The organism is Aquitalea sp. ASV11, from assembly GCF_016429185.1.
Classification (GTDB): domain Bacteria; phylum Pseudomonadota; class Gammaproteobacteria; order Burkholderiales; family Chromobacteriaceae; genus Aquitalea; species Aquitalea pelogenes.
Genome location: NZ_JAELUD010000057.1, coordinates 23516 through 29515 on the forward strand (window position 1 = coordinate 23516; position 6000 = coordinate 29515).

A 6000-nucleotide genomic window follows, 5' to 3' on the forward strand; every position below is an offset into this window, starting at 1 on the left:
TTGAAACAAGTCACAAGCACCTGTTTTTGCATCACTTCCTGATTTGGCCTGCCAGCTCCCACATCCCTTTACATAAAGAAACAGCCACCCTCAGGTGGCTGTTGGCAACAGGAAAACGTGGGCTTAGAACAGGGTATCGTCCAGTTCCAGCACGCTGTCCGCACCACCCACAATGGCGGCCGCCAGACCGCCAACCTGTGGCAACAGGTGCTCGGCAAAGAAGCGGGCGGTGGTGATCTTGGCCTTGAGGAAGTCCTCGTCCACGCCATCCTCACCCAGCTTTTCGCGTGCGATCAGCGCGGCGCGGCCCAGCTGCCAGCCACCCAGTACGATGCCCATCAGCTTGAGGAAAGGTACCGAACCAGCGGCCGCCAGCTGCGGCTGCGTGCCAAAGCTGCCCAGAATGAAGGCAACGCAGCGCTCGGCCTCGCCAGCAGCCTGCTGCAGATTGCTCGCCATGCTGGCGTAACCGGCAGCGGCCAGCTTGTCGGCAGTAGCTCGCGCCTCTTCCAGCAGCGCTCGGGCGGTGGCACCCCCTTCGCTGAAGGTTTTGCGGCCAATCAGGTCCAGCGCCTGGATGCCGGTGGTGCCTTCGTAAATGGCGGTAATGCGGGCATCGCGGTAGTACTGGGCCACGCCGGTTTCCTCGATGAAGCCCATGCCGCCATGCACTTGTACCGCCAGGCTGGTCAGCTCGTTGGCCTGCTCGGTATTCCAGCCCTTGACGATGGGGATGAGGAAGTTCACCAGCGCCTGATTGCGCGCGGCTTCGCTGGCCACCGGGTGGCGCGAGGCGCGGTCCAGTGCCGCAGCGGTGTAGAAGGCCAAGGCACGTTGCGCTTCGATCTGGCTGCGCATGGTCATCAGCATGCGGCGGATGTCCGGGTGCTTGATGATGGCCACGCCAGCCGGGTCGGGCGAGCCAATGGCACGGCTTTGCACGCGGTCACGGGCATATTCCACCGCCTTCTGGTAGGCACGCTCGGATACCGACATGCCCTCCACGCCCACGCCCAGACGGGCGTGGTTCATCATGGTGAACATATAGCCCAGGCCCTTGTTGGCCTCGCCTACCAGATAACCGATAGCACCGCCATTGTCGCCAAAGCTCATCACCGCAGTCGGGCTGCCATGAATGCCCAGCTTGTGCTCCAGCGAGACGCAGCGCACGTCGTTACGCGCACCGAGGCTGCCATCGGCATTGACCAGGAACTTGGGCACGATGAACAGGGAAATGCCCTTCACGCCGGCCGGTGCATCCGGCAGACGGGCCAGCACCAGATGGACGATGTTATCGGCCATGTCGTGCTCACCCCAGGTGATGAAAATCTTCTGGCCGGTCACCAGATAGCTGCCATCGGCCTGCGGCACGGCACGCGACCGCACCTGAGCCAGGTCGGAACCGGCCTGCGGCTCGGTCAGGTTCATGGTTCCGGTCCATTCGCCACTGGACATGCGCGGCAGGTAAACCGCCTTCAATTCTTCCGAGGCATGGTGGTGAATGGCCTCTACCGCGCCCAGCGTCAGCAGCGGTGCCAGTGAAAAGGCCAGATTGGAAGAGCACCACATTTCTTCGGCAGCAATCGCCACCAGCGCCGGCATGCCCTGCCCGCCAAAATCAGCCGGAGCACGCAGGCCCACCCAGCCGGACTCCACATATTGCTGCCAGGCTTCCTTGAAACCAGGCGCGGCAGTCACTTCGCCATCTTTCAGCGTGGCACCCTTGTCACCCTGCTTGTTGATGGGTGCCAATACGCCTTCGGCAAACTTGGCGGCTTCTTCCAGAATGGCATCCACCAGTTCTACCGAGCAGTCTTCATAACCCGGCAGGCTGCACACCGAGGTCAGTTCGGCCAATTCATTCAGTACAAAACGGATTTCCTTGACTGGCGCGTTATAGATCATGAATCTCTCCTCATTCTTGCTGCACAACAATCGTCGTAGATATGAAAAAACCGGCACGCCGTCTACCTGATGCATGAGCGCACCTTCCCGTTAGCTGGTAACGGGAAAGCTGGCTCCTCCACGAAGCAGACCGGTCGTTGCCGGTTGTTTTTTTGTTTTGATCCGGCGGCTATCTTGCCTGCTCGGATGAGGAGGGTTTCCCCTCCTCCCACTGCATTACTTGGACAGCTCGGCCAACAGTTCCGGCACCACGGTGAATAAGTCACCGACGATGCCGTAATCGGCTACCTGGAAGATCGGCGCTTCTTCGTCCTTGTTGATCGCCACGATCACCTTGGAGTCCTTCATGCCCGCCAGGTGCTGGATGGCACCGGAAATGCCCACGGCGAAGTACAGTTGCGGTGCCACCACCTTGCCGGTCTGACCAACCTGGTAGTCGTTCGGTGCGTAGCCAGCGTCAACCGCAGCGCGGGAAGCACCCACGGCAGCACCCAGCTTGTCCGCCAGCGGCTCGATGACGGACTTGAACTGCTCTTCCGAGCCCAGCGCACGGCCACCGGAAACGATGATCTTGGCTGCACCCAGTTCCGGACGGTCCGACTTGGTCAGTTCCTGGCCGACAAAGCTGGACAGCTGTGCATCAGCCACAGCAGCCACGGCTTCAACAGCAGCGCTGCCGCCCTGACCTGCCGCATCAAACGCGGTGGTACGCACGGTGATGACCTTGATGGCATCGGCCGATTGCACGGTGGCCAGCACATTACCGGCATAAATCGGGCGTACGAAAGTATCAGCCGACTCGATGGCGGTAATTTCGGAAATCTGCGCCACATCCAGCAAGGCAGCCACGCGCGGCAGCAGGTTCTTGCCAAAAGAAGTGGCCGGGGCCAGTACATGGCTGTAGCCCTTGGCCACTTCCACCACAAGGGCGGACAGCGATTCGGCCAGGCCGTGAGCGTACTGGGCGGCATCAGCCAGCAGTACCTTGCTCACACCTGCCACGCTCTTGGCGGCATCGGCAGCGGCAGCAGCGTTGTGACCGGCTACCAGCACGTGTACTTCGCCCAGCTTGGCAGCGGCGGTTACGGTATTCAGGGTGCCTGCTTTCAGGCTCTGGTTGTCGTGTTCAGCGATAACGAGAATGGCCATGGCTTACAGCACCTTTGCGTCGTTTTTCAGTTTGGCTACCAGCTCGGCAGCGTTGGCTACCTTGATGCCGGCAGAGCGCTTGGCCGGTTCGGCCACTTTCAGCGTCTTCAGGCGCGGAGTGACGTCCACACCCAGGTCGGCCGGGCTGGTCTTGTCCAGCGGCTTTTTCTTGGCGGCCATGATGTTGGGCAGCTTGATGAAGCGCGGTTCGTTCAGGCGCAGGTCGGCGGTCACGACGGCCGGCAGACGCAGCTTGACGGTTTCCAGGCCACCATCGATTTCGCGGATGACATCCACGGTTTCGGCAGCGACATCCACCTTGGAGGCGAAGGTGCCTTGTGCCCAGCCCAGCAGGGCAGCAGCCATCTGGCCGGTCTGGTTGGCATCGTCATCAATGGCTTGCTTGCCGACGATCAGCAGCTGCGGCTGTTCTTTATCAGCAACCGCCTTGAGCAGCTTGGCCACGGCCAGGGGCTGCAGTTCGGTTTCGGTTTCCACCAGGATGGCGCGGTCGGCACCCATGGCCAGGGCGGTGCGCAGGGTTTCCTCGCACTGCTTCACACCCATGGACACGACCACGATTTCGCTGGCCTTGCCGGCTTCTTTCAGACGCACGGCTTCTTCTACCGCGATTTCGTCAAAGGGGTTCATCGACATCTTGACGTTGGCGATATCCACATCAGAACCGTCGGCCTTTACGCGAACCTTCACGTTGTAATCGACAACGCGTTTAACAGCGACTAGAACTTTCATATTCCTCCAGCGAATAGCTCTCTGGGTTAATCGAACTGGGAAGGGACTTGCTACCGTGGTGTTTCCCGATTATGCCCTAACGCTTTTTCAAACGAGCGTTTGGTTGATTATTTATGTGTGACACGTAGCAAAAAAACAACTGATTGCAGATACTACGTCATTTCCGCTTAATTTGCATTTCGTCTGCCGCGTGGCACAATGCAGTGCAACAATTTCAACGTCATAGCCGGAGAAACATGCATGACTGTCTACTTTGAAGATATCAAGATTGGCGACTCCGCCGAGTACGCCAAAACCATTACCGAAGCCGATATCCTGATGTTTGCTGCGGTCTCCGGCGATGACAACCCGGTGCATATCAACCAGGAATATGCCGAAACCACGCCGTTCCAGACCCGCATTGCCCACGGCATGCTGACTGCCAGCCTGATCTCCACCGTGGTGGGCACCAAACTGCCCGGCAACGGCACCATCTACTTGTCGCAATCCACACGCTTCAAGGCGCCGGTACGCATCGGCCAGACCGTTACCGCACGCGCTACCGTAGTGGAAGTCTTCCCCGAGAAAAAACGCGTCAAGCTGGCCACCCAATGCCTGGTGCAAGGCAAGGTAGTGCTGGATGGTGAGTCGCTGGTGATTGCACCAAGCCGAGCCGAATAAGAATGAAAACAGCTTTGCAGGTAGTGGCCCTGACCGATGAGCAGGGCCATGTCATTGCACCGGAACTGCTGGCCAGCTGTAGCCAGCTGCATCATCAGCTGCGTCCCATGCTGCCCGTGGACGGTGCTGCCTATGCAGCAAAAATGCAACGGGTGTGCAGCTATGGGGCCCGCATGGTAGCGGCGGTAGATACGGAAGGCCGCCCTTTGGGCCTGGCCCTGTTCCGGGTATATGAAAATACCTACGAGGACCTGCGGCTTTATATTGACGATCTGGTCAGTGATGAAGCACATCGCTCACGCGGCATCGGCAGCCTGTTGCTGGACTGGTGTGCAACAGAAGCCCGTCGACTGGGATGTGGCTATCAGGTGCTGGATTCCGGTACCTGGCGCACCGAAGCCCACCGCCTCTACTTCCGTCAGGGCTTCAGCATTTCCTCGTTTCACTTCACCAAGCCATTGAAGTAAACATTGGAGTGATCCGGGCCGCAGCCATGCCACAAGGGAGCACAAGCTCCCTTTTATTATTTGGTTTGTGGTTGCCGCTGATGCTGGCAAGCCAGAGCCCAGCGCACAGGCTCGGCCACCATTTCATCCGGGTAATCCAGCCGCTGCTGCAAAGCAGCCACGATGTCCGGGTCATACGGCGCATTCCCCAAACCCACGGCCAGATTGGAAAGCCATTTGGCATAGCCGATACGGTATATCGGACTGCCGGCCAGTTTTTCCTTGAACATGGCCTCGCTCCAGTCAAACAACTCCAGCAGGCTGGCTCGATCCAGACCATGCCGCACGGCGAAGTCCGGCTCGCGAGTATGCACGGCAAAGCGGTTCCACGGGCAGGTCAGCTGACAATCGTCACAACCATAGACACGGTTGCCAATCATGGGGCGAAACTCAAGCGGAATGGCCGTTTTCAGCTCGATGGTGAGATAAGAGATGCAGCGGCGCGCATCCACTTTGTAAGGTGCGGTGATGGCCTGTGTCGGACAGACATCGATACAACGGGTGCAACGGCCACAGTGTTCTGGCTCGGACACATCGGCAGGCAGTGGAAGGTCGGTAAACAACTCGCCCAGAAAATACAGCGAGCCTTGCTCGCGGTTCAACAGCAAGGTGTGCTTGCCGCGCCAGCCAAGGCCGGACTGCGCGGCCAGCGCCACTTCGGCCACCGGCGCACTATCGGTAAACACGCGGTAGCCAAACGGGCCGATATGCTCGGCCACTTTGTCTGCCAGTTTCTGCAAACGTGCCCGCAGCACCTTGTGATAATCCCGCCCCAAGGCATAGCGCGACAGATAGGCAAGTCGGCCATCTGCCAGCACGTCTTCGCTCGCCAGCGCCTCCGCCGGCCAGTAAGGCAGGCGCACGCTGACAATGGACAGGGTGCCGGGTACCAGGTCCGCCGGTTTGACCCGCAGGCTGCCATGCCGGGCCATGTAATCCATCTGGCCATGGCACCCCTCATCCAGCCAGGCCTGCAGTTGCGCCTCGGCCTGCGCTGGCAGCTGGGCCTTGCTGATTCGTGCAGCGG

General features: G+C 59.7%; 6 protein-coding genes. 2 read left to right on the forward strand and 4 right to left on the reverse strand.

Going from position 1 to position 6000, the window contains the following annotated elements:
- Positions 1-123 precede the first annotated feature (123 nt).
- The 3 genes from JHD62_RS16210 to JHD62_RS16220 all read right to left on the reverse strand — a co-directional run bounded on the left by JHD62_RS16210 (position 124) and on the right by JHD62_RS16220 (position 3807).
- Positions 124-1905 (reverse strand): acyl-CoA dehydrogenase, encoded by a 1782-nt coding sequence (locus JHD62_RS16210; RefSeq protein ID WP_199103777.1) that lies wholly within the window; start codon positions 1903-1905, stop codon positions 124-126.
- A 216-nt stretch (positions 1906-2121) separates the two neighbouring features.
- Complete coding sequence (locus tag JHD62_RS16215; protein WP_199103778.1) at positions 2122-3054, reverse strand: electron transfer flavoprotein subunit alpha/FixB family protein; 933 nt, start codon at positions 3052-3054, stop codon at positions 2122-2124.
- Positions 3055-3057: 3 nt separating this feature from the next.
- Entirely contained in the window at positions 3058-3807 is a 750-nt protein-coding gene (locus tag JHD62_RS16220) for an electron transfer flavoprotein subunit beta/FixA family protein (RefSeq protein WP_045845408.1), read from the reverse strand.
- A gap of 240 nt (positions 3808-4047) precedes the next feature.
- Between JHD62_RS16220 and JHD62_RS16225 the strand changes: the two genes are divergently transcribed.
- Both JHD62_RS16225 and JHD62_RS16230 read left to right on the forward strand, forming a co-directional pair.
- Positions 4048-4467 carry a MaoC family dehydratase gene (locus JHD62_RS16225; protein WP_199103779.1) on the forward strand — a complete coding sequence of 140 codons (420 nt, stop codon included), beginning with the start codon at positions 4048-4050 and terminating at the stop codon, positions 4465-4467.
- A 2-nt stretch (positions 4468-4469) separates the two neighbouring features.
- Positions 4470-4934: a GNAT family N-acetyltransferase gene (locus tag JHD62_RS16230; RefSeq protein WP_199103780.1), complete on the forward strand. Its 465-nt coding sequence runs from the start codon at positions 4470-4472 to the stop codon at positions 4932-4934.
- A gap of 56 nt (positions 4935-4990) precedes the next feature.
- On the opposite strand, the gene queG is transcribed toward JHD62_RS16230, so the two are convergent.
- A partial coding sequence (gene queG, locus JHD62_RS16235) for a tRNA epoxyqueuosine(34) reductase QueG (protein ID WP_199103781.1) occupies positions 4991-6000 on the reverse strand: 1010 nt, incomplete at its 5' end.